This window comes from Shewanella amazonensis SB2B, from assembly GCF_000015245.1.
GTDB lineage: Bacteria > Pseudomonadota > Gammaproteobacteria > Enterobacterales > Shewanellaceae > Shewanella > Shewanella amazonensis.
In genome coordinates this window covers 870,221-890,442 of the sequence record NC_008700.1, presented here as the reverse complement: position 1 = coordinate 890,442, position 20,222 = coordinate 870,221, and the positions used below count along the sequence as shown (strand labels likewise).

The window sequence follows — 20,222 nt, the reverse complement described above, 5'->3', positions numbered from 1 at the left end:
GGGCATCCTTGGCTTAATAACAAGTAGGTTGAAAGCTCTTGCCATCATATCAGTAATGATGAAAAACTGAATGCCATTCCAAAGGCTTGGGGAAGATATTCATGGGATTGCTGGCAGTACTTGGCCTGACGATGATGACACTCGCGCCCCTTTCCGAATGCCAGTTCGATGACCAGCCGTTAAGGCGTCTGGATGACGCCGTTGTGACAAGGCAGCTTGATAATGGTATCCGACTGTTTTGGCTTCCAAAGGCAGGCAAACAAAGCATCACCCTGGCGAGCCGCTTTGCCGTAGGCTCTCGCCACGAGGCTTTGAGACAAACCGGCTGGGCACATTTGTTTGAGCATCTGCTTTTCAAGGGCAGTCGCCAGGCCCCCGGCGATGGTTACAGCCAGCTGATGAACGCCATGGGAGCCAGTTTTAATGCCAGCACCCTGTTCGATGACACCCGCTACTACACCCGAATCCCCGCTCAGGGGCTGGCCTTTACCCTGGCGCTGGAGCGGGACCGCTTTGAGCATCCGCAATTTGCCGTCGAGGCTATTACCAATCAGCAAAAAACCGTGCTGGCCGAAATGGCACAAACCATAGATAACCAACCCTACTTTCGTGCGGCGATGACCTTTTTGCTGAGCCAGGCGACGGATACACCTTACCGTCACGCCATTATCGGCAGTCGCGCCGACATCCTCGGTGCCGATGCTGACAGCCTTAGGGCTTTTCATCGGCGCTTTTATCGGCCATCGCGTCTGAGTATGGCGCTCATCGGTGCCCTGCCCGGGGATGTTGAAACCCAGATCAGGGGCCAATTTGGCACCTGGCATGAGCCGGCACAGCCACCCGAAACAGCAGGGTTCAACCAAGCGGCAGTTCCTGATGACGCAGCGAAGCCAGATTTCACTCTGCGCGCACCCGTACATGGCGAAGTCATAGATGAACGAGCCCCCTGGCCCGGGCTGCTGATGGCCTGGCACACGGTGGGGCGCAGTCACCGGGATGCCGCCGCCATCAAGCTGCTGGAGCTCAGGCTGTTTCAGCGTATCGCCAGTGGTCTCGAGCGAGCTGGCATCAGTGGCAAGCAGAGCCTGCTGCACTATTCTCTGCCGCTGGAAATGGAGCACCATGGCATGACCAATCTGGTACTGGTGCCCCGGGCCAATGTGAGCCTGGATACCCTGGCTGCGGGTATCGAAAAGCTGATAGACCAGGCTGCCCGAGAGCCCATGAAAAACACAGCGCTTTGCCAACTGAAACAGCTCTGGCTCGCCGACTACCAGGAGCAGCTCAGCCGTGATGAAACCCTGGCGCAGTGGCTCGCCGCAAGCCCTGCCACGGATAATGCACAGCCTCTGCTCAGCCCTTGGATCAGGATACGGGATGTCAGTGAGGACGACTTGATGCGGGTGGCGCAGCGCTATTTTGCAGGCCACAGCGTCCGGCTCGATTTAAAACCGGCATGGCACACCCGGCTTGGAAAAGGTCTGCTGGAATGGCTCCCCGAAAGCTGGGCCGAAGGCCTTGAGGAACTTGCATTATGAGCGCCAGAAGACACCTGCTTTTGGCCGTGCTGGGCTCAGGCTTGCTGGCTGGCTGCCAACATAAGGCGCTGGAGTACGAACCCATCGCGCCTCCGGTCCTTGCCGACTTCAGCACGCCTGCGCTGCTCGCCATGCCCCTTGCCAGCAATGCTTCCGATAACCGAGTTACCAACGAGAATGCCACAGCGACTGGCACGGTTCCACACCAGGGGATTCCCTTTCCTGTGCTGCATCCTGCCGTCAACCCACCGCGCCCGGCAACTGGTATGGCCATGGCAGATGACAAAGGAATGCTGAGCTTTCACCATGACGAACGGCTTGAGGCGACACACCTTGTTATCACCACAGCAGGGGTTATTACTTCTGGCCCTCTCATCGCCCGGCAAATGCAGGCGCAGCTGCGCCTTGATGCCTTGGCGGGGGAGCGCTGCGCCGAAACCCTGAGCGTCATTGCAAGGCCACACAGTGTGGTGTTTTCCAGTCGCTGCGATGGGCCAATGGCCCTGCTGATGAGGGTAAGGAGCCTTATCGAGCGCTACGGTGCCCTTGATAAGGACAACAGCGACAGGGTGATACGGGAAAGTCAGCTGGCAAAACACATAGAGGCGTTCAGTGGCAGGGATATAGACCGGCTCTGGGCTCAGGTTGTACTGGGTAAATCCCACCCTTATTTATCGCTTTATAACACCCCGGAATCAAAGCGCCCCGACCTTGCTGATGTAGTAAAGGCATTGGCAGCCCAGGGGCGCTGGCATCTTATCGGTGCCAGGGCCCCTGAGTCTTTGACGAGCGCAGTCAAGCCTGCTTTTATCGCTTCTCCATATGGTATCGGCGAGTCGGTGTCTGAACGGCGCCAAAACACGGGGAAAGTGCTCTACCTGCTTCATGCGCCCGGGCAAGTGCAGTCACAGGTCAGGGTTGGCTACTCACTTCCCCCCACCGGCAACAATGCCCCCTGCAAAGCCACGGCAGCGCTGCTTGGTCGCAGCCAGGCCGGGCGCCTGTTTTACGATCTTCGCAGTCGCCGGGGCCTGACATACGGCGTGTATGGCAGCTGTATCGATAATCCTCTGAGCCGCACCCTGAAATTCTACGGCTCAAGCGCCACTGAAAGTACCGGCGCCTTTGTCCGGGGCATATTGGATCATCTGAGCCTACTTGGCAGCACTGCGCCAAGCGCAGCCGAGCTACAGGCGCTGGACAGCTACCTTATCGGTCAGTACAAGGTCAACGCCGACACAGAAGGGTCCGCTGTGGGAGAGTGGCTCGCTATGCTCGAACAAGCAGATTTTGCCGGTGACGCCTCCCTGCCAGAGTACTTGCCTTCCCCCTTGGTAAGGGCATCAGACATGGGCAACTTCCCTGCTCAGTATTTACGCAATCCACCCTGGGTTGTTATCAAAGGTGATGCCACATTACTCTTGCCTGACCTGCAGCAAAAGCTCCCCGACTGGGAGATAAAACGGCTCGATAAGCTGCCCTGAAAACCCTTCTATTTTCACATCCGCGTTTAAAACATCAGGTCACTGACGGCAAAAAATGCACCAAAACACCCATGATAAACAGATTAAAAGCCGCTATTGGCAAGGGTTTCAAGTCCAAAAGGGTATTTAGTCCTTCAGAGGACTGAACACTAAAATTTTTTGAAAGGGAGTTTTAGTACCAGCCACCACAGAGGAAAGTACCATGGGTCATTTTTCACGGGTCCTCGTCGCTACCGACGATGGGCTACATGCCAAGCCTGCGTTGCGAAAGGCGGTTCACTTAGCGAATCAAAGCCATGCAGATCTCACTATGTTAAGGGTTCAGCTCCCAAAGCAGGCAGGGCTTAGTCAGTGGTTACAGCAATTACTGACGGCCCCAAACATCAGTCATCAACGCCAAAAACACCCCAGCTATCCGGACAAAGACATACGTCTGGTGCTTAAACATTGTCATGCCCCAACACTCGCCAATGCCGTACTCGATGAGCTCAGCCAACGTGATTACGATTTACTGATCCTGGAGCATCACGAGTATTCAGCCCTGCGCTGCGAATTCGGCCATACCGAAGATTGGCAGCTGTTGCAGCAGGTACCCATTCCCGTGCTTTTTGTCAGTAACGAACCCTGGGAAAACGATGGCAAACTACTGACCGCGTTGGAAGTGGATGATGAAGGCGAACGCCATCGTCAATTTAATCGGCAGTTGCTTGATGTGTCCGATGAACTGGCACGCTTGCTGCGAATGGAGCTGCATCTGCTGACCTGTTATCAGGCTCACGATATGAATGTGTCCTTTGAGAACAGAGACTTGAACCATCACACCTGGGTTGCTGAGCAATGGCGCCGCCTGCGCCAAACTGCCGAGCCCCTGTCACTGGAAGACAAACGCCTGCATCTGGCTGCGGGCTTGCCCGACGACATGGTGCCCGAAGCCGCACGTCAGTGGCACAGCAACCTGGTTGTGATGGGTGCCAGCGAGCACACCAGCATGCTGAGCACCCTGAAAGGCCGGGCATCGGAGCAATTGCTCAATCAGCTTAAATGCGATGTGCTGGCACTCAAACCCCAACAATCACAACTCCATTAAACCTGTCTGATTAACGCGACATCGCAAATCATGTCGCCCTCATCTCAGCAACATGCACAAAACTTGAAGGCGCCCGGCGAGGCGCCCGCTTGGTTCTCGGCTTGCCTTCACCAGGCAGCAAACGGCAATAAAAAACGCGGCAATGCCGCGTCTTTTATTTTATTGAATTACATACGATTAGCGGGTGCTGCAGGCAAATCTGACGCCCCCTGGGTATTAAGGGCACTGGTGTCGCTGTCCGGGGTCAGTGGGCGACTTTGCGCACCGGGCTCCAGCGCCGCAGGCTGAGCGTCATCTGCCCCATCCGTATCGGTTTTTGTCACCCCGGCATCAAAGCCATTTTCCAGCAGCAGCGCATTGCCCGCTTCCATGGCGTCTGTGTCTTCGGCAAAGTAGTCACCGGCCTGAGCATTGATGTTTTCTGCTGCCAAGCCTGATGCATCGCCGTCAGCGGCCGTCGCCATCAGTGCCTGACTCTGGTGTTCCTGTGAGGGCGCCTGGGCCTGTTCTTTCATTTCCGAGCGGGCAGCACTGCCGGCCTGATACCCATCTTTAATCCCCTGAATGAAGCCGGTTTGAGTCACCAGATATCCAAGCCCAAGCGCCGCAGCGATACCGAGCACCAACTTTAAATGCCCCTTACGGCCCTCTGTTGGCAAGCTCGCCTTTGTGCCCGCAGGCAATTCAACAGGCTCAGGGCCACGCTTTCGACTGCCGATAAACTGGCCGCCTTCGAAGATTTCCATCTGATTACTGGCCACCTCACCTTCCACGACGCCACCAGCGATGATGGTCAATTTTTGGCAGCTGAGTTTACCCCTGAAGGTGCCGCTGACATTCAGCTCATGACAGGTGAGTTCCCCCTCGATAAGGCCACCCTGCTCTATCTTTATTTGGCCTTTGGAGCTCACCCGTCCGTGCAACTCGCCCGATACCAAGGCCGCGCTTTCCAGCATCATCTCGCCTTCAAGCCGGGTTCCGGCGCCAATAAATGTGATCCCTTGTCCCTTGCTCATGGGTTCTGTCTCCAGCCTCGACGGGGCGTTTTCCTGCCAAGTAAAAATGTGGCGCAAATGTTAAACAGAATTTGTTGTCAGGGCAAAGAATAAAACGCCACTTTGGGAGGTGGAAACCAACTAATCTTCCACCAGCGGCTTGTCGCAGAATTCGGCCAGATGTTTACCCGCCTCCATCATCTGGCTGTTGAATCCCACCAATAATCGCTCCCGTTGCCCTTGCTTACCCAAGACCAGCAACTGGTACTTATTCCTGTCGCCGCCTCGGCGGGTGACCACAAAGGCCTGGATATCTTCAAGTTTGACCTGCACCTGTAGCAGGGTATAGAGGCTGCTTATTCGGCGTTTGAGCAGTCCGCGCCCCTTGTCTATGGTCACCCTGTGATTGGCAAACAGGCAATGCCAGCTGAAACTGGCCGTGAGAGCCCACAGCAACATGTGCCTGCTATTGCCGTTAAAGCCAATACCCGAAAATATCAGCGTTGGGATAAGCGGAATCATCCCCAGAATCACAAGTGCAACCCGGTTCCCCAGCACCAGACTGCCACGGGCGTCGCTTTCCTTGATCCACTTCATCGGTTCAGTCGCCTGTTCAAATCAATTCTCATCAGCAAAATCAGTAGCCCAGCCATAAGAGCAGCGTCCCCAGTGCAATAAACATCGGCAGCGGCAACAAAGCACGCCAAAACGAGCCGCGTACTGTCGCGAAGGGCGCCTGCGCTGAGGATTGTGGAGCCGGAACAGCCGTCACGGCTGCATTTGGATGTTTGTCTGGTGCGGTTTCGCTATCAAAGTCAGCCGCAGCTTGTATTGGGCGGGCGTGGGGATAATCACTCATCCGCTCGCATGCCGCCGCACCGGTTTGCGCTCCCAGACACTTTGCCAGGGCCAGGGTTTCGGCCTCTTCACCTATGCTGTAACGGGACAGGCGTTTTCCTGCCTCCAGCGACAGCCAGCACCCCTTGTCGAGCTGCACCAACGGCTCTGCCACCAGGGAAACAGAACCTGTGGGCCAGCGCTCAACGTCTTTCTCGCCGCGTCCCCAAAAGCTGCGTCTTCTAATCAGATTGCCGGGCACAAACACCAGATGCTCACGGTAACCCAGCAGTACCAGGGCAACTGGCGATAAGAGCGCGGCAAACACCCCATAGATCACCGCTTCGTTGCCTTTAAGCACCAAAGACATAAACAGCGACGCCCCCATGGGCACCAGCGCGATGGCACCGTATATCACCCGTTGGCTTTGACGTTCACTGCGAAAATACCAATGCCCCCGAGCATCTTTGTGAAGGTGCATGCGCGCGCCCCGTCCCAGCTGGCGAAGGTCAGCTTGCCTGAGGACACTCGTGGATTGTGCAATCGAATCGGATGGAGCTTGTTTCTTCATTTATCAACCTGCCGGACAATCTGAGGTGGCAAGGGGGATACCAGTGCGTTCGGCAAGGGCAAATGTCTCTGCCTGCAAAGCGGGAGTCAGTCCTTTGGTTATCACCACCACAGCCCCGGCATCCACCTGGGATTTGAGTCCGGCGCAGTCGATGTGCTCCAGCTGCAAGGTGGCGTTTTTGAGCGACGCTATAGCAGACCAATCTGCCACCGAAACACGGCTCAGCTGGAACATTTTTACCGCCGTAAAGCCCGAAAAACTCTGCAGTTTCACCTTATTCAGCAACAATGACTGGAGCGACTGTGGCATGCCGGTGCGTATCTGCCTGATACTGCCATTTTCCAGCGACAGAGTGCCAAGTTCACTGAAGTACTGGAGATCATCAAGGCTCACCGACGCCCCCTTAAGCGGGCAGGAAAGCAGTTCAAGCTCGTTTGTAAAACTGACCCCAAAACGCTTGGCGGCGGCCTTGATACACTCGCCGATTACAGGGTCGGCAAACTGCAGCGTCGAGATGGGCATACTCGCCAATGGCTGTGCCTCATCATGCTGTGAGTCGCCCCGGATTGAGTGCATTTGGGCTGACGCAGCCTCACCCTCGCTCTCACCCATGCCACTGAGATTTTCACTCAGCATAGTATCCGAACCTTCCATTGAACGGGCCGGGTCATAGTCGCCAGTCAACTCTGTCTGGTCTTCCGATGCATCCATATTTTCACCCGCCAGCGCCGCTATCAACGCCTTGGCTATCATGTCGCCGTTGTCACCGGATAATCCCTGGGACATTGCCGGCACATCATCGGTCAGCACACAGGTGCGGAAGGTTTCCCCCAGCTCCATTACAGAAAGCACCCGGCTGTGACTGATGCTCATGTCCATCACCGCCTGATAGGCTGCGCCCTGGTCGGCAATGGTGCCATAGCCCTTAAGGCGCTCGATGTAAGCATCTGTCTGTGCCAGTGCCTCATCCACCCGCGCCAGAGGGGCAGGGTCTTTGCATTGGCTTTCGGCTGGCATGTCACTGATAAGTTTTGCCAGGGCGGCACGGTACTGGCCAGCGAGTACACGCTGACCTTTTGCATCGGCTAAAAATCGCGCGGGCCAGCCTTCGCCGAGCAGTGCCTTCGCATCACCATTGTGTCGCTCCAGACCATTTCGGAATGCCTCATCGTCCCAGCCATGGCTTTTGGTACGCCCCTTGCGCAGGAGTGGCTTGGTTTGGGCTTCAAATTCGGCGATAAGACTGTCTCTGTCCGCAGCCAATGCCGGGCGAATGGCGAGTGCAGACATGGCGACAAGCCCCATCAGAGCGTAAGAAACGGCCGGGAGCAAAGGAGCTTGCCGGAGATGAACTGTCTGAGAAATATGGGCGTGAAAAAAAGCGCGCTTGAGCATAATCTCGTCCCTGTTATTTGCTGATATGCGTCCATGAGCCATACAGGATACGTTGCAAATTGAACGATTTAAAGGCTTTTAGCCCTTTAAGTGCGCGCCCAATGGGTTTCGCAATTTGCGTGCAGGCTCAGGCAACAGCATCAGATTCAACGCCAGAAAACGCGTGAGTAGAAGCGTCGATAAATACCGTGACGCATTCTTCTGTCATCCCCGCAATGCCAAACCGTGGATAAAAACAGGGCGCCCAATTGCAGGCGCCCTTAATGACTGATAAACCGCTTTTATCAAAGGCCGTTCAGGTGGGCCTTGAGCGTGGGCGAAAAGCTTTCGTCATAACTTAACCACAGCCAATTCAATGCCCTGGAATCAAAACTACGGTTGAGCTCTACCTCGCTGAGACTGCCCTGCTCCAAAAGCCAGTAATCCCCCTCATCGAGGCCCACAAGCTCCGGTGGCAATCCTTCCACAACCTGGATGTGCAACATGGGGGAGCCATTGGGTGCCGTCTGAAGTGTCCATTCATAGGTCATGTCCTGCCCCGCCACTACATCAGACTTGATAATAAAGCGATTATCCTCAATCAGTTGATAAGCTCCATCATCAAACTCGTAGCGCCAGAGAGCCTCGATAATGGCCACCGAGTCTATCTCAGCCATCGGGGTATCAAAGCCATGACTGAGGGCTCCTTCAGACCGGCAAAGTACATCCCCGGTTTGCTGATATTGCAGTCGATAAATGGTATCCGGCCAGCTGACGTTGGTTAACTTAAGGGGGGCCGGCAAGGTTGCAATCAGGGTTTGAAATTCAGAGTCGCTGGCACTGAACTTATCCACGGTCATGACAACAGGCACGTAGGTGCCTTCATAGACACGGGTGAGGCGGTTATCCAAGGTGATGGGCTCAGGCACCTCATAACCGTCGGCGCCATTGGGGCCAACCCACTGGCTGAGCTCAGTGTTCCAGCACTCAGACGCCAGCGCTTCGCCACCAAGCTCCATCCGGGATACCACACCCTCGCTGACAGTCACCAAGAGACTCGATTCAGTGCTGCCGGCTCTGAGCTCGGCAAACACCTTGTCACCCACAGTCATCAGATTGAACAGGTGGCTTTCGCCATCATCTTCGGTCTCATTTTTGGCTAGCAAGGCCCAGTCCTGGTCCCACATCAGGCGCTCATCGATGGGCGATGTGATATACCCAAGATTTTTCAGAACATCACTGACACGGTAGCGTAAATTCAACGGGTCGGTCGCAAGCCAATCCGTCACAGGCATTCCGGCCTCCCCGGCGAGAGACTGCAGTAAAGTCTGGCTGACAAACAGCACCTCTTCGGCGGCGAGTGCCTGGGACAGCTGGCCATCAATCAGTGACTCGATATGAGTCAGGAGTGCCAGCGCATCGGTAAAAGCCTGTGTCTCAGTTTCAGCGGCCGTGACGCCATAGGGGTCCCCGGCGTCAACACCGAAAATCGTCGGCAACAGCAGTTTAAGCCGGGCGGAAATGGCGACAGCGTCGGCTGCATCGGCCCCCTCCAGACGCCTGACTTCAATATCAGTCAGCGGATTGATGATGCCGCCGTGGTCTTTTCGTGCCAGCAAGCGTTCGGTCACGGGCGGTGGTGACACTGCGGCCAAACCTTGGGCGTGGACAGGGGCGCCAGCAGGGGCGCGGGCAGGGGCGCCGGCAGGGGCGACTGATTTGGGCGTCATCGAAAGGGGAGAAATGACAGCGACCGAAGCGGCCTGTGGCAGGTCGGCCACCAACAGATAGTCGGGCGCTTCCTCAGTGCTTTGCCACTCAAGGGTAAAGGCACCTTCTGCATCGCTGACAGCCCCTGGCTCATCGCTGTCACAGCTGGCACTCAAATTTAAGTCCGCGCATACCGAGGCGCCCGCCACAGCGCCGTTAAAACTTACCGAGCCCACGACCTTTTGGGCATGTTCGGGTGTCGTTGGCGGCTCAGTATCTGAATCAGAGCCGCCGCAGCCTCCGGCCAATGCACTCACTACTGCCAATGCCAGCACATTGCGGGCGTATTTGAATTTCATCATGGAAACATCCTGTATGGCTCTGGGCCATCTCCATCAACTATCCATAAAAAAGGGCGGCAACATACCGCCCCGCACAGGCTCACAATCAGAAATACAGCTGTTCTACCTGCTTGCCATCCACCAGCAGCTCACACTTGTCGGCGGTGCTGTTTTTGGACGATTGAATAGCACCGGCAATGGCGCCGAATGCCCCACCCTGACGGCCAAGTACTGAACCAAAGTAGCAATTTCCTTTGATGTTCATATCCTTGTATTTGGCACTCAGGTTCTGGGTTGGGGTGTAAGGAGGGAAAGAGCCCTGCATGATGGGATCGCCATTCACCTTCAGCACCAGCAGATTTTTACGCTCATCAAAGCTGCCACCGAAGGTGAGCTCAACACCTTCCACGGCCACTTTTTTGTCCTGCGCGACCCGTGGCGGCGGCTCGGTGGAAGAGCAGGCAGCAAGACCCGTTAATGCGGCGACCAGAGAGAGATACTTCAATTTCATTTTCAACGACTTCCTTTTTGGGGTAAAAATCCAGTTGTGTTCTTAATAATCAGCGACTTGTATAAATAAAAAAGCTTACTTGAGCAGGTTGTACATGTACCATTTGCCCTCCTTCAAACCGAACTGACAATGGCTGGTACGGACGGTAGCTTTGCCGCTGCGACTGTCGGTTGAGTCAAAGCTGTAGGTGACCCACACCACCTCCTCAAGCCCCCGGTCAATGGCTTCGCCCTGTACAGTCTCGTTTTCAGCTTGCTGGGCGTTTTCAAACCAACGCACCCCATCAATGGTGAAGTTGTTGATGCCGGTATAGGGTTTTACAAAGGCCCAGTGGTGGATCTTCTCAATGTGCGCCATGTACATGCTGTCGGGCATATCCAGGGGCAAAAAGAGTTCCTTCATCAGCGCCAGGTCTTTGTTGGTGACTATGTCGACTGCTTTTTTACAGTTGTCCTGCAGCGCGGGAAACTCCGCATCCCGGGCAAAAGCAGCAGAGGATGCCAAACCGGTTATCAGGGCCAGTACCAGGGTTGTTTTTGTTTTCATATGGGTGGTTACTCCTGTGAAAAAGCCGGACACCCAACGGATGTCCGGCGGTGTTATCAGGGATTTTTCACCGGGCATTCTGTCACAGTTTCAGCGGAAGCTGATGCCAATTCCGGCTGTAACTCCAATATCTTACGCACACGCTGAGGAGCCGGCGAGGCACCGGTATCGCCACTGGCCGCCACCTGAATGTGGTAATTTTTGTGGGTATCAGGGCAAAGGTCACGCCCCGACAGAGCATCGCCGCTGACGCTGGTCACATCACCTTCAAACTCGATGTAGTAGGTGGCGATACCGTCATCGGCGCGGATCCCTGTAAGGGTGACTGTGTGCTCACCGTCTTCCAGCGACACAGGAATTGGCCCCACGGCGCGCTTAGGCTGATTGTTGTCGTACAGCACCTTGCCATTAACCGACAACTTGAATACGTCGTCGTTGATATTGCCGTTATCACCAAAGGTAATAAGCACCTGACTGGCACCGGCAAAGGGATACTCGTTACTGAGGTCCTCGGCCACGCCCACTGTGACATAACCGCTGACGATGCCATTGGGCACAATCACCACCAGGGTATCGGTTGATGCAGACTTCACTGCCGCCACCAGGCGTTCGCCACCACCGCCACTGAAGGTGACTTTGTTCCCCATGGGTTGCTTACTGAATCCAATGCCCGTGATCACCACTTCTTTACCGGCCGTTCCCTTGGCAGGGGTTATATTGGCAATGGTCAGATCGGTGCCAATCAGGATTTCATAGGGCACTTCAGACACATCATCCCTGTGGTGTACCTCGACCCGCAGTGGCCCAACGGCTTCCTGGATTTGGTCGATGCGATTAAGCTCAAATACCAGCTCGGTACCCTGTTTATTCACCGTGTTGAACTCAGTATTCAGCTCCTTGTTGCCGTTGCCGGTATCGAATACCTTCACCTCGGGTTTGTCATCACCCAATTTGTTCTTCACCACAGCCATGCCGCTACCAACAATGGTGAAACGTTTGATTTCATTGGTCTTCTGGATCGCTCTTGGGGTAATGTCAGATGCCTTCAGGCCCCAAGTCACCACGTAATCAAGCTTGGTGGGTACCACAGCCAGATCCTTTACCGTGGACGCCATATCTATCATGGCGTCAGCCAGCTGGCTGGCCTCATACGCGGCAGTGATTTGCCCCCAACCGGGGATAAACTTCTCGGCCACTTTCTGGATCATCTTGTTGATGAAGTAGCTGGAGTCGATTTCGCAGGCTGTCAAAATCGCCATGGTGATTGGCCCGTAGGAAGCCAGGTTGGCGGGATCTGAAATAACAGCTTTGATTTCCTTGCTGTAAATCTCTTTCCCCAGGCTTTCGGCCAGGTTGAGCCAGTCGGCATCTGTGGGGTTATCTTTGGCCATGATCTTATCGATCTCGGTGCTGATTGCCGGCAGATATTGATAAACCGCCTTAACGATGGCCAGCGCCGTGGCTTCTTTCTTGTACTTGCTGTCGTTCAAATCAACACCGGCGGCGTTGAACAGAATCGAGTAAAAGCGAATCACCACGTTATCGATGATGGTGCGGATTGCCAGCATCTTGCGGGCATCCTGTGCCCGCTTGTCGTAGTCCGCAGCGCCACGCAGGGTAAATGGGCTGGGGCCGAAAATACCATCCACACCCGGGGTGATAATTTGATACAGGCAATCTTTGTACACGCACTTATCGATGAGCGAGTCGGCAGACCAAAGAGAAAAGCCCAGCCAGGTGCCTGTTTGTGGGCCCAGCATGCCAGAGTCCCAGGGGGTGGTGATGTGTTCCTGCAACGGGCTGTTAAGGGCTTGCTCATCCATGTTGATTGCGCCTGTGGCAGGGTCCAGTGGATAGACCCGGGCGCTGAGGTAAAGCTGGCTGCGGTTTTGCAACTCCACACAGCCGTCGGCATTCAAAATCTCATACCATTTGGGATCCACTCCGGCGCCACAATTATTGAGAATTTCGCTGGAATTCTCAGCAAAAGTGGTGGCCTCCAGTGACATATCAAACGCATCCCAGGTGCCATTGGTTTCGGGGTAGGAAACTATGCTGGGCTCGATATGGGACAGATGGGTATTGTCTGCAGCCGAGGCTGCAACTGGCTCCCTGGCGCGGGCTTTAGCCATGGCGGGATGACGGGCCGAAAGCTCCTCTTTAATGGCTGCCTCATGGCGCTTGAGCAATGCCACTGTGGCGTCACTGCGCCCTTTAAAGGCAAAGAAAGCATTGTCAGCGTTCAGCTGCGCTGTAGCGTCGGCGACATAGGCCGCATAGGCGTCGGTGGTTTTCAGCAAGGCCACGAAGGCATCTGTGCTCAGCCCCCTGGCGTCGGCATAAAAGCTTAAGTGCAGCACCATATTGGCCAGCACCGTGCTTTCAAAGCTGAAGTCGATTGCGGTGTCATCTACCCGGTAGAGCGCACTGAGATAGGACTCAAGCTCACCCTGCTCGTTGCGGGTGTAAGAGAACACCACTTCGGGCAGGGTTCCGGCCTTGGTCATGTCATAGCTGCTGCCACTGATAGCTGTGGCAAATTCAGGATAGATACCGCCGATGGCTGCCAAAGGCTTGGGTGCGCTGGCCGATACCTTCACCGCAACCGTCTGTTGCACCATAAAGGTCACCAGATTACTGGTACCGAAACTGTTGGTGACATAGTAGCTGCCGCCGGTTACCCCCTCGGGCACAGTCACGCTCAGGGTGTTGGTATCAATCAGGCTGATGGAGCTTGCCAACTTGTTGAAGAATACCGTGGTATCTTCATCGAAGTTGTCACCGCTCAGGGTGATTTGCTGCCCGGCGCTAAGTTCGACCGGGTTGCTTTTAAGCAGCAGCGGCAAAGTGGCATCGCCAATTTCTATGGGGAAGGCTTCTGACTTTTCAGTACCCGCCACCACTGACAGACGGCCCTTACCCGCCACCTCAGGGAGCTTGAATCTTAAGCGGGTAATCTCGCCTTCACGCACCGTTTGGGTGGGGAACAGGTTGAAATCCTGGCCATTGATATTGGCCACCAGCAGTGGACTTTCCGGCGCTGCGGGATAGCCTTCTACCCACAGCTCGAAACTGTCACCGGCGCGGATAAAGTTAAGGATGCTGCTGCCCTCAAACAGGGTGTGAAGCTGAGATACAAAGAGATCACCCGGCGCTTGCCACACCACAGTGTTGGCGGGAACGAGGCGCTGCAGGTCATTGACGTCAAATATGCCGTCGTTGTCATCATCCAGATCCAGATGATCGATAAAGCGGTCGCCGTCTGTGTTGAGGGGATCGGCCGGATCGCCCCCTTCCACGGCATCGTCTATGCCGTTACCATCGGCATCCAGATCCAGAAAGTTCGGCTTCAAATCCCTGTCCAGATCACTTACGCCTTCAACGACATCGTCAAAGCCATCGCCATCGGCGTCAGTATCACGCCAGTTTGGCTGCCCATCGCCATCGATATCCGTACCAATAAAAGCCAGGGTGCCGGAAAACTCCAAACCATCGATGATGCCATCGGCATCGAGGTCCTGATTTTCGATATCTGAGCCTAAAGCCAGCTCTTTCTCATCATCGAAGGCGTCAACATCGGCATCCACAAACATGGTGACCTGATAGCTCAAATCGGGTTCACCCGAGAAGGCTTCATCTATCACACTGAGGTGATAAGTACCGGCCTCATGCAGCTGAAAATTCACTACATAGACGTTGGGGCTTTGGCTCTTGTGCAACACTATATCGTTCTGCACCAGCCCCTGCTCATTGGAGACATACACCTGAGGCAGGAATCTGGGTGACTGGGCATACAAATATGCGGTGAGCGATGTGGGTTCGGTCAGCGAAAAACGATAGAGATCGCCCTTGTCCAGCTCAGAGGAGATCACCCCGTTAACCACAACGCCGCCGTCCAGACTGATGGGCGTAGCCACCCCGGGATTATCGTTGGGTTCTGCTTCATTAAAGCTGGGATACTGACTGCGCTGGGCATCGAAGGGATAATCATCCTTGTCATCCGCGATGCCATCATCATCTTCATCTTTGTTTTCCCAGGTCCCCACCTTGTCCTCATCGTCGGGGGTGGTAGGCGGCGTAGTGGGGTTGCCCGAATCCGGTGGCGTGGTAGGCGGAGTGGTGGGTGTGCCCCCCTCCCCTGGCTCGAGTTCGCCATTGCAGCCGCCCAGGGCCAAAGAGCTGGCAACCATCAACGCCAGCGTGAGCTTTTTATGGTTCATTGTTATTCCCTTATCACTTACATCCTGAAGGGGGTTTGCATCCGCATCATCCCCTGTGAAACCATGGCCAAATACACATCCCCGGTGGCGGCACCCAGAGCATTACAGGCAAGCTGTTCATTGCCGGGCAGGTACTCTATCGAGGTAATAATCTTTTCAATCATATAGTTGGCAAATGGCACCACCAATTTGTGGCACCATCGCACTTCTATTTGCAGTAAATTGGCGTCCTGAATATTGAGCTTACGGCCGTCACCCACATCCTGTTGTGCCGTGCTGCGGTACATGAGGTTGTCGTTGGGGATTTCGTATACCGAGTTATTGTTGACCCGGGCTCGGTATTTAAAACGGTCGAACACAGCCTGTGTGGGGCTGAGCACTGTCAGCCTGCTTTGCAGCGCCACGGCGGCTCTCGCTTCGACCATGGCCAGCTGCGCGTCTGTCAGTCCTGTCTCACGGACATACAAAGGCACCAGACCTTCGGCCAACGCCCGATTCATCGCACTGCGACTGCCGTGATCCAGTGCACCGGCACGTACCGCTTTGGCAGTCGCCGAATCCAGCGTGGTTTTAGCCACATACACAAACGCCCACTGTACTGCCAGCATCATCCCCAGCAGCACGAAGGGGATGAGAAGCGGCAACACCAGATTGAATTCGAACATGGCCTGACCGCGCTGAGTTCGACGCAGATGCAATTTCATTGCATACCCACCTGGGTGTCAGCGCCGGGTTCACGTTGCAATTGATTGAGTGCGTCCAACAGGGCGCTTATCTGCCTGCCCACGGGGGACTCTTTATCACCACGGCGCTCAATGGACTCCAGGATTTCGGTGGATTGTTTGAGACGGACCAAGCCCATGTTGTACCAGGCTTTTTGATTATCCGGCTCCAGTTCGATACAGCGTTGGTAGGCGGCGATGGCGGCATCGTGGCGACCGGTACGGGTATAGATGTTACCCAGACGAAACCAGGCGGGGGCATAGTTGGGCACCGACTGCAGCACCTGCAGATACTGGCTCTCGGCCTGATCCAGCTTTGCCATCTTATAGGCGGCTTCGGCCTGGGATTGCAGTGCCATAATCTGTGGATTGCCGTTGTGATCGGGCTTATTGGCAGTTGAACTACACGCCACCAACATCAGACTCAGGGCCACGGAGGCCCACATTTTACTCACTCTATCCATTGAAAATTATCTCCCACACGAACTTGCATTGCGGCCACGGCACCCGGGGCCAGCTCCATTACCTGAAATGCCCCCATGCAGGAGGCGCTGCGCCAGGGGCGCAGTTGCTCGGTTACTTTCAGCACCCGCAATTCCCTGTCCAGAAACACCAAATCCAGTGCATAGCCCATCCAACAGGTGTGCACTGAGCCACAACGATTGATGAGCATGGCCTCCTGTTCGCCCAGAGGGGGCCTCCCCAACAATCCCCTCAGTCTCAGCCAGGGGGTATTGGCGAGCCATACCTCAATTGCCTTGCCACTGGGGCCATGTTTGAATTGCGCTCGCTTCATGTCACATCTCAAACAGGAACTTGGACAGGATGGGGAACAAGAGGATCAAAAAGGTCACCGGGAAGATAAACATGATAAGGGGGAACATCAGTTTGATGGGCGCTTCCATGGCCTTTTTCTCGGCGCGCTGGAAACGTTCCACCCGGCGCTGATCGGCCTGGATCCGCAGGGTGTAACCCAGACTCGCCCCGGTACGTTCTGCCTGTGCCAGCGCACTGACCAGACTGTTAAGCTCACTTATCTGGACCCGGTCGGCCATGTTGCGAAATGCCTGTGCCCGGGAGATACCCGCACGCATATCGCGGATCACCTTTTCAAACTCGATTTTCAGCGGCCCATCGGGGCCGCGTTCCACCGCCTGGGCAATGGCTGCAGACATGTTGAGTCCGGCCTCAATGGCCATGGTCAGATAGTCGAGGTACACCGGCAGCACCTTGACGATTTGCTCCTGACGCGTACGGCGTAGATCGTTCAGGGTCAGCATGGGCAAAAAGTAACCGGCGATGGCGGCCAGCAGCAGGTAGTTGGCCGATAGTTCGTCCAGCATCCAACAACCCAGCCACACAATAAAGGTGGCAAACAGGGTGCTCAGGATGCGGATGGCAAAGTATTGCTCTGCCGTCATCAGGTACGATAAACCGGATACCTGCAGTTTTTTGGCGATACGCTCCAGATAGTCCACGCTGAGCTTTTCGCTGAAGTAAAAGGCCACCACATTCACCAACGGCCAAATCAGCTTGAGCCCGGGGGTGAGGGGGTCCATAAACTCCCGGCGCTCTTCGGGTACCCGCCGGTAAATGCGGGCGCAGGACACCAGCAAAAAAATCAGCGCCAGGGTGTAAAAGGTCACAATCAGATTAACCATGGTCGCTCCTACACATCGATGGTGATGATTTTCTTGATGGTCATGTAACCACCAAAGAGCAACAGGGACGACACGGCTATCACGGCCCAGCCCACGGGCTCGGTTAAGATTCGTCCCATGGATACAGGCTCCATATGATACAGGGTGAAGCCGATCGCAACCGGCAACAGGGTCATGACTATGCCCTGCATCTTGCCCTGTGAGGTGAGCGAGGTGATCTTGCCTTCCATCTCGATTTTTTTACGCAGGGTTTCAGACAGCCGCACCAGCACCTCGGCCAGGTTGCCACCCACATCGCGGGAGATTTGCATCCCTGCAACGACCAGCTGAAACTCGCTCTCGGGGATGCGTTTGTAGACGTTATCCAGCGCCGTGTTGAACTCCACCCCCAGCCGCTGCTCACGCAAAAACAACTGGAACTCCTGCTTGATGGGCGCATCCATTTCATCGGCCATAAACTCGATGGCATTGGTCACGTTGGCACCCGCCTGCATCGACGCCGCAATCATATTCAGCGCGTCCGGTAACTGGTGCACAAACCTGCGTCTGCGCCTTTGATGCAGATAGCGGTAGAGATAACGGGGCAAGAGTGCCAACAGCACACTGAGCAATATCCCTACCACCCATGAGCCAAAGAACAGGCGGCCGAAGAAAGGCACTGAGACCAGGGTCAGCACGTTCAGCAAAAACAGCTGGCCCGGCTCAATGAACAGGAACATGTCGGCCAGATTGGTACTGGCCGAGGTGGTAAAGGTTTCCCGGTATCGTTTGGCCAGCGACTCACCCAGATGCTTGGCAGACCACACCAGCACTGTGACTGAGACAAAGGCCAGGACCATGGCGAGCATCACATCACCCATAACGCGCATCCCTGTCGAAGATATCCAACTGAACCCGCACTCCCCGTCGGCGCAGAGACTCGTAAAACTCGGGAATGGTACCTGTGGCGGTATAAAACCCCATCACCTTGCCCTGCTCACTGAAGCCGGTCTGCTGAAACTTAAATATTTCTGACAGCTGCACAGTACTGCCTTCCATCCCGGTGACTTCACAGATGCTGGTGATACGCCTCGAACCATCTGAGAAGCGCGATTGCTGCACTATGATATTGACCGCAGAGGCAATTTGTTCGCGAATGGCCTGAATGGGCAGGTCCATACCCGACATCATCACCATCACCTCCAGGCGCGAAATACAGTCCCTGGGGGAGTTGGAGTGGGCCGTGGTCAGAGAACCGTCGTGACCGGTGTTCATGGCCTGCAGCATGTCCAGCGCCTCACCGCCGCGGCACTCACCAATCACCACCCGGTCGGGGCGCATCCGCAAACAGTTTTTCACCAGATCGCGAATCTCAATGGCACCCTTGCCTTCCTGGTTGGGCGGACGCGCTTCCAGGGAAACCAGGTTGGGCTGATACAACCTGAGCTCTGCCGCATCCTCCACGGTAATGATGCGCTCATCTTCCGGGATAAAATTCGACAGCACGTTGAGCAAGGTGGTTTTACCCGAGCCGGTACCGCCGGATATCACCACATTGCACTTCTGCTTCACCGCCATTTCCAGGAAGTCCGCCATGTGCTGACTCATGGAACCAAAGCCAACCAGGTCGCTGGCACCCAGACGACGCTGCATAAATTTACGGATGGTGATACAGGGGCCCTTGAGTGCCAGCGGCGGGATCACGGCGTTTACCCGCGAGCCGTCCTTCAAACGGGCATCCACCATGGGCGAGCCTTCGTCGATACGCCGGCCAATGGGGGCCACGATGCGCTCGATGGCCCCCAGCACCGCCTGATCGTCAGAGAAGGAAATATCAGACAAATACAATTGCCCGGACTTCTCGAAGAAGATTTGGTCGTGGCTGTTGACCATGATTTCTGTGACATCTGCGTCAGCAATCAGGGCCTCAAGGGGCCCAAGACCTATGGTCTCATCCAGCACTTCGCGGATAAGGTCGGTGGCGGCAATGGTCTCGGGCAAGGCCATTTGGCCGACTATGTGCAATATCAGGGCTTCACTCTGTTCACGAAGCTCTATATCACTCATTTCATTGACATTTACCCGACGCAAATCGAACTGTTTTAAGAGTTCCCTGTGCACCTGACGGCGCCAGTGGTTGCGCAACTTAATTTGCTCACGCTCGGGCGTTTGCGCTTCGGGTGGTTTAGCTTTTCCGGTGGCAACGGCGCCCGGGAGCGCACTGACGCTTAATTGCGCGCTGACACTTGATAATGACGCGTCGGCAGGATGAGCAGGCACGTCTGTGGCATTGGTGCCAGCCGGAGTGGTATCAGGCGCCGCTGATTCGGTGGTGAATCCGCTGCCGCTGTCTGAGTCCTGCACCCGAATAAAATAATCCCCAATCTGGATTTTATCCGTGTATTTGAGGGGGCCAAACAGCTTCTCCCGCTGCTCGTTTACCCTCAGGCCTGTCATGCTGCGGTTGTCTTCGATGAAAATGCCGTCATCTTCCCGGCGCAGTGTAGCGTGATGACGGGCCACCTTAATGCCCCGAAGCACAATCAGGTGCCCCGGGTCCTTACCGATATGGCACTCACGGTGAATACAGTTGAATTCACCGACCTTGGTTCCCTTGGTCGTACTGACGATGATGTTAAACATGGC

17 protein-coding genes are annotated in these 20,222 nt (G+C 55.4%); 3 read left to right on the top strand and 14 right to left on the bottom strand.

Features of this window, described 5'->3' with window-relative positions; genetic code table 11:
- Nucleotides 1–101: 101 nt before the first annotated feature.
- The 3 genes from SAMA_RS03810 to SAMA_RS03800 all read left to right on the top strand — a co-directional run bounded on the left by SAMA_RS03810 (nt 102) and on the right by SAMA_RS03800 (nt 4,109).
- Entirely contained in the window at nt 102–1,538 is a 1,437-nt protein-coding gene (locus tag SAMA_RS03810; protein ID WP_011758842.1) for a M16 family metallopeptidase, read from the top strand.
- Nucleotides 1,535–3,022: an insulinase family protein gene (locus tag SAMA_RS03805; protein WP_011758841.1), complete on the top strand. Its 1,488-nt coding sequence runs from the start codon at nt 1,535–1,537 to the stop codon at nt 3,020–3,022. Before SAMA_RS03810 ends, SAMA_RS03805 begins: the two co-directional genes overlap by 4 nt.
- A gap of 202 nt (nt 3,023–3,224) precedes the next feature.
- Nucleotides 3,225–4,109: a universal stress protein gene (locus SAMA_RS03800; RefSeq protein WP_011758840.1), complete on the top strand. Its 885-nt coding sequence runs from the start codon at nt 3,225–3,227 to the stop codon at nt 4,107–4,109.
- A 167-nt stretch (nt 4,110–4,276) separates the two neighbouring features.
- Here the strand turns inward: SAMA_RS03800 and SAMA_RS19090 are convergent, their stop codons facing one another.
- The 14 genes from SAMA_RS19090 to SAMA_RS03730 all read right to left on the bottom strand — a co-directional run bounded on the left by SAMA_RS19090 (nt 4,277) and on the right by SAMA_RS03730 (nt 20,219).
- Entirely contained in the window at nt 4,277–5,125 is an 849-nt protein-coding gene (locus tag SAMA_RS19090) for a bactofilin family protein (RefSeq protein ID WP_011758839.1), read from the bottom strand.
- Nucleotides 5,126–5,245: 120 nt separating this feature from the next.
- Nucleotides 5,246–5,701, bottom strand: a complete 456-nt coding sequence (locus tag SAMA_RS03790; protein ID WP_011758838.1) for a hypothetical protein — start codon at nt 5,699–5,701, stop codon at nt 5,246–5,248.
- 40 nt (nt 5,702–5,741) lie between these two features.
- A complete protein-coding gene (locus SAMA_RS03785) occupies nt 5,742–6,422 on the bottom strand; it encodes a hypothetical protein (RefSeq protein WP_011758837.1) in 681 nt (226 codons plus the stop codon).
- A 93-nt stretch (nt 6,423–6,515) separates the two neighbouring features.
- Nucleotides 6,516–7,802, bottom strand: a complete 1,287-nt coding sequence (locus SAMA_RS03780; RefSeq protein ID WP_157608299.1) for a hypothetical protein — start codon at nt 7,800–7,802, stop codon at nt 6,516–6,518.
- A gap of 389 nt (nt 7,803–8,191) precedes the next feature.
- Nucleotides 8,192–9,958: a hypothetical protein gene (locus tag SAMA_RS03775; RefSeq protein WP_011758835.1), complete on the bottom strand. Its 1,767-nt coding sequence runs from the start codon at nt 9,956–9,958 to the stop codon at nt 8,192–8,194.
- An 85-nt stretch (nt 9,959–10,043) separates the two neighbouring features.
- Complete coding sequence (locus tag SAMA_RS03770) at nt 10,044–10,448, bottom strand: hypothetical protein (RefSeq protein WP_011758834.1); 405 nt, start codon at nt 10,446–10,448, stop codon at nt 10,044–10,046.
- A 75-nt stretch (nt 10,449–10,523) separates the two neighbouring features.
- Nucleotides 10,524–10,994, bottom strand: a complete 471-nt coding sequence (locus SAMA_RS03765; RefSeq protein ID WP_011758833.1) for a hypothetical protein — start codon at nt 10,992–10,994, stop codon at nt 10,524–10,526.
- A gap of 56 nt (nt 10,995–11,050) precedes the next feature.
- The gene (locus tag SAMA_RS03760; protein WP_011758832.1) at nt 11,051–15,214 is read right to left on the bottom strand and encodes an IPT/TIG domain-containing protein; all 4,164 of its coding nucleotides are present in this window, start codon (nt 15,212–15,214) and stop codon (nt 11,051–11,053) included.
- A gap of 17 nt (nt 15,215–15,231) precedes the next feature.
- Complete coding sequence (locus SAMA_RS03755) at nt 15,232–15,918, bottom strand: TadE/TadG family type IV pilus assembly protein (protein WP_011758831.1); 687 nt, start codon at nt 15,916–15,918, stop codon at nt 15,232–15,234.
- Nucleotides 15,915–16,400, bottom strand: coding sequence for a tetratricopeptide repeat protein (locus tag SAMA_RS03750; protein WP_011758830.1), 486 nt, complete (start codon nt 16,398–16,400; stop codon nt 15,915–15,917). Before SAMA_RS03750 ends, SAMA_RS03755 begins: the two co-directional genes overlap by 4 nt.
- Nucleotides 16,388–16,732: a DUF192 domain-containing protein gene (locus SAMA_RS03745; RefSeq protein ID WP_011758829.1), complete on the bottom strand. Its 345-nt coding sequence runs from the start codon at nt 16,730–16,732 to the stop codon at nt 16,388–16,390. Before SAMA_RS03745 ends, SAMA_RS03750 begins: the two co-directional genes overlap by 13 nt.
- A 1-nt stretch (nt 16,733) precedes the next feature.
- The gene (locus tag SAMA_RS03740) at nt 16,734–17,597 is read right to left on the bottom strand and encodes a type II secretion system F family protein (RefSeq protein WP_011758828.1); all 864 of its coding nucleotides are present in this window, start codon (nt 17,595–17,597) and stop codon (nt 16,734–16,736) included.
- Between the two features lie 8 nt (nt 17,598–17,605).
- Nucleotides 17,606–18,457 (bottom strand): type II secretion system F family protein, encoded by an 852-nt coding sequence (locus SAMA_RS03735; protein ID WP_011758827.1) that lies wholly within the window; start codon nt 18,455–18,457, stop codon nt 17,606–17,608.
- The gene (locus tag SAMA_RS03730) at nt 18,450–20,219 is read right to left on the bottom strand and encodes an ATPase, T2SS/T4P/T4SS family (protein ID WP_011758826.1); all 1,770 of its coding nucleotides are present in this window, start codon (nt 20,217–20,219) and stop codon (nt 18,450–18,452) included. Before SAMA_RS03730 ends, SAMA_RS03735 begins: the two co-directional genes overlap by 8 nt.
- Nucleotides 20,220–20,222: the final 3 nt, after the last annotated feature.

Coding starts and splice junctions, on each gene's coding strand:
- SAMA_RS03805 (WP_011758841.1), top strand. CDS start 1,535: ATGAGCGCCAGAAGACACCTGCTTTTGGCCGTGCTGGGCTCAGGCTTG.
- SAMA_RS03775 (WP_011758835.1), bottom strand. CDS start 9,958: ATGATGAAATTCAAATACGCCCGCAATGTGCTGGCATTGGCAGTAGTG.
- SAMA_RS03785 (WP_011758837.1), bottom strand. CDS start 6,422: ATGCACCTTCACAAAGATGCTCGGGGGCATTGGTATTTTCGCAGTGAA.
- SAMA_RS03735 (WP_011758827.1), bottom strand. CDS start 18,457: ATGGGTGATGTGATGCTCGCCATGGTCCTGGCCTTTGTCTCAGTCACA.
- SAMA_RS03780 (WP_157608299.1), bottom strand. CDS start 7,802: ATGTCTGCACTCGCCATTCGCCCGGCATTGGCTGCGGACAGAGACAGT.
- SAMA_RS03760 (WP_011758832.1), bottom strand. CDS start 15,214: ATGAACCATAAAAAGCTCACGCTGGCGTTGATGGTTGCCAGCTCTTTG.
- SAMA_RS03745 (WP_011758829.1), bottom strand. CDS start 16,732: ATGAAGCGAGCGCAATTCAAACATGGCCCCAGTGGCAAGGCAATTGAG.
- SAMA_RS03770 (WP_011758834.1), bottom strand. CDS start 10,448: ATGAAATTGAAGTATCTCTCTCTGGTCGCCGCATTAACGGGTCTTGCT.
- SAMA_RS03730 (WP_011758826.1), bottom strand. CDS start 20,219: ATGTTTAACATCATCGTCAGTACGACCAAGGGAACCAAGGTCGGTGAA.
- SAMA_RS03750 (WP_011758830.1), bottom strand. CDS start 16,400: ATGGATAGAGTGAGTAAAATGTGGGCCTCCGTGGCCCTGAGTCTGATG.
- SAMA_RS03765 (WP_011758833.1), bottom strand. CDS start 10,994: ATGAAAACAAAAACAACCCTGGTACTGGCCCTGATAACCGGTTTGGCA.
- SAMA_RS19090 (WP_011758839.1), bottom strand. CDS start 5,125: ATGAGCAAGGGACAAGGGATCACATTTATTGGCGCCGGAACCCGGCTT.
- SAMA_RS03810 (WP_011758842.1), top strand. CDS start 102: ATGGGATTGCTGGCAGTACTTGGCCTGACGATGATGACACTCGCGCCC.
- SAMA_RS03740 (WP_011758828.1), bottom strand. CDS start 17,597: ATGGTTAATCTGATTGTGACCTTTTACACCCTGGCGCTGATTTTTTTG.
- SAMA_RS03755 (WP_011758831.1), bottom strand. CDS start 15,918: ATGAAATTGCATCTGCGTCGAACTCAGCGCGGTCAGGCCATGTTCGAA.
- SAMA_RS03790 (WP_011758838.1), bottom strand. CDS start 5,701: ATGAAGTGGATCAAGGAAAGCGACGCCCGTGGCAGTCTGGTGCTGGGG.
- SAMA_RS03800 (WP_011758840.1), top strand. CDS start 3,225: ATGGGTCATTTTTCACGGGTCCTCGTCGCTACCGACGATGGGCTACAT.